This window comes from Ideonella azotifigens (genome assembly GCF_006519715.1).
GTDB lineage: Bacteria > Pseudomonadota > Gammaproteobacteria > Burkholderiales > Burkholderiaceae_C > Ideonella > Ideonella azotifigens.
Map to the genome: position 1 here is coordinate 1 of NZ_VIDT01000858.1, position 2,002 is coordinate 2,002.

Below are 2,002 nucleotides of genomic sequence, written 5' to 3' on the forward strand. Positions count from 1 at the left end.
GCACTGCATTGCCCAGTGGGGCCACGACTTCCGGCCGGCCTTTGCCGAGCTGGGCGCACTGCGCCAGGCGCTGGGCGTGCCGGTGCTGGCGCTGACGGCCACTGCCGCTTCACCGGTGCAGCGCGAGATCTGCCGCGCGCTGCAGATCCCAGCGGCAGGCGTGCTGTGCACCGGTGTCTACCGGGCCAACCTGGACTACCGGGTCGAGCTGGTCGACGAGGAGGCCACCCGGCTGCGCCGCATCCAGGCGCTGGTGCATGACAGCGAAGGCCCTGGCATCGTCTACGCCAGCACCGTGCGCAGCGCCAAGCAGCTGCACGCGATGCTGGCCGAGGCCGACGAGGACGTGGCGCTGTACCACGGCCAGATGGGCGCAGCCGAGCGCACCCGCAGCCAGGATGCCTTCATGCAGGGCCAGGTGCGCGTGATGGTGGCCACGCCGGCCTTCGGCATGGGCATCGACAAGTCCGACATCCGCTTTGTGGTGCATGCCCAGCTGCCATCGTCCCTGGACGCCTATTACCAGGAGAGCGGCCGCGCCGGCCGCGACGGCGAAACGGCCACCTGCACGCTGATGTTCCTGCGCGCCGACCGCGCGGTGCAGCGCTTTTTCCTGGTCGGCCGCTACCCGTCGAAAAACGACGTGCGCGCACTGTGGCAGACGCTGACCCAGGGACCGCCCGACGGCTGGCTGACCAGCGCGCTGCGCGACGCGGTGGACGCACCACTGGCCAAGACACGCCAGGTGCTCAATGCGCTGCGCGGCCTGCGCCTGGTGCGCCTGGGCCGCGACGGCAGGGTGACGGTGGACGCCAGCCATTCGGTGGCCGAGGTGGTGGAACAGGTGGCGGAGAGCTACGACCAGCGAAAGAACCAGGACCGCCAGCGCCTGGACACGATGATGGACTACGCCCAGTCAGGCGGCTGCCGCTGGCAGATGCTGCTGGCCCACTTCGACCAACCGCTGCCGGAGTCGGAAAATGGCCGCTGCGGCCATTGCGACAGCTGCCTGCGGCTGCAGGCCCTGGCTGACATCCAACCCGAAGAACCGGCGACCTTTCCTGCGGACACCGCCGCCCAAGCGCCAGCCCCTGCCGAGCGCCAGCCGCTGGCGGTTGGCGACTGGGTCGAGGTCAAGCGCCATGGCAGCGGCGAAGTCATTGCGCTGGCCGGCGAGGTGGTGCGCATCCGCTTCCCGGCCCAGCGCCGGCCGCGCGAATTCCACGCCGATTTCGTGCAGCCGGCCGCCGCACCACGGGTGGCCGCGTAAGCCTTTGTTGCACTGCACCCCGCGTCCTACAGGGTTGTCGGCCTGCACCGATTGCCGACATCGCCGCCGAGCCCTAGTCTAGGCACTCGACCAACCCTGCAGGAGCAATGACATGAGCAAGCTACACGGCAAAGTGGTGGGTGATGTGAGCTACCGCGAAGGCGACGGCATGGACATGAAGATCCCGCAAGGCAATTGCGAGATCGAGGAAACCAAGCTGGACGTCACCCTGGGCTGGCAGGACGGCGATGCACGCGGCTCAGCGGCCATCCCGCTGCCGGACTTCCAGCGCTATGTGGACAGCGGCGCCCTGGTGGTCGAAGCCTACACAGCGGAAGAAGAGGCAGCGCACGCCTGAGGCGCAGCGGCCGCCTTCAGTTCCGGCGTGCTGCCAGCTGGCGACCATCGGCCGTCAGCAGCAGCAACTCGCCCTTGGGCGAGAAGTCGAAGCGGTTGACGGCCTTGAGCAGGGCCAGCAGCCTGTCCTCCTGAGCCATCACCGTCGGTGCGCAGGCCATCATCGTCACAGCAGGCGGGTTCAGCAGCAGGTTCTCGCTGCCCAGGCGCCAGGCGCCGGTGAAGTGGTTGCATGAGGCCAGGCCGGTGAAGCGGCCCTCGGGCGTGAAACGCAGCGTGGCCCGGCTGCGGTCGATCAGCGGCTGGCCCTGCAGGCTCACCACCAGCCATTCCGGCCCCAGCAACAGGCTGGCCGCCTCGCCGCCGCAACCGCGC

Annotated in this window: 3 protein-coding genes; 2 read left to right on the plus strand and 1 reads right to left on the minus strand. The window is 69.2% G+C overall.

Annotated features, from left to right (window positions below; genetic code table 11):
* A partial coding sequence (locus FKP22_RS28500) for a helicase-related protein (RefSeq protein ID WP_141291479.1) occupies positions 1 to 1,270 on the plus strand: 1,270 nt, incomplete at its 5' end.
* A gap of 112 nt (positions 1,271 to 1,382) precedes the next feature.
* Positions 1,383 to 1,628 (plus strand): hypothetical protein, encoded by a 246-nt coding sequence (locus FKP22_RS28505; protein ID WP_141291481.1) that lies wholly within the window; start codon positions 1,383 to 1,385, stop codon positions 1,626 to 1,628.
* Positions 1,629 to 1,644: 16 nt separating this feature from the next.
* On the opposite strand, the gene FKP22_RS28510 is transcribed toward FKP22_RS28505, so the two are convergent.
* A partial coding sequence (locus tag FKP22_RS28510) for an META domain-containing protein (protein WP_141291483.1) occupies positions 1,645 to 2,002 on the minus strand: 358 nt, incomplete at its 5' end.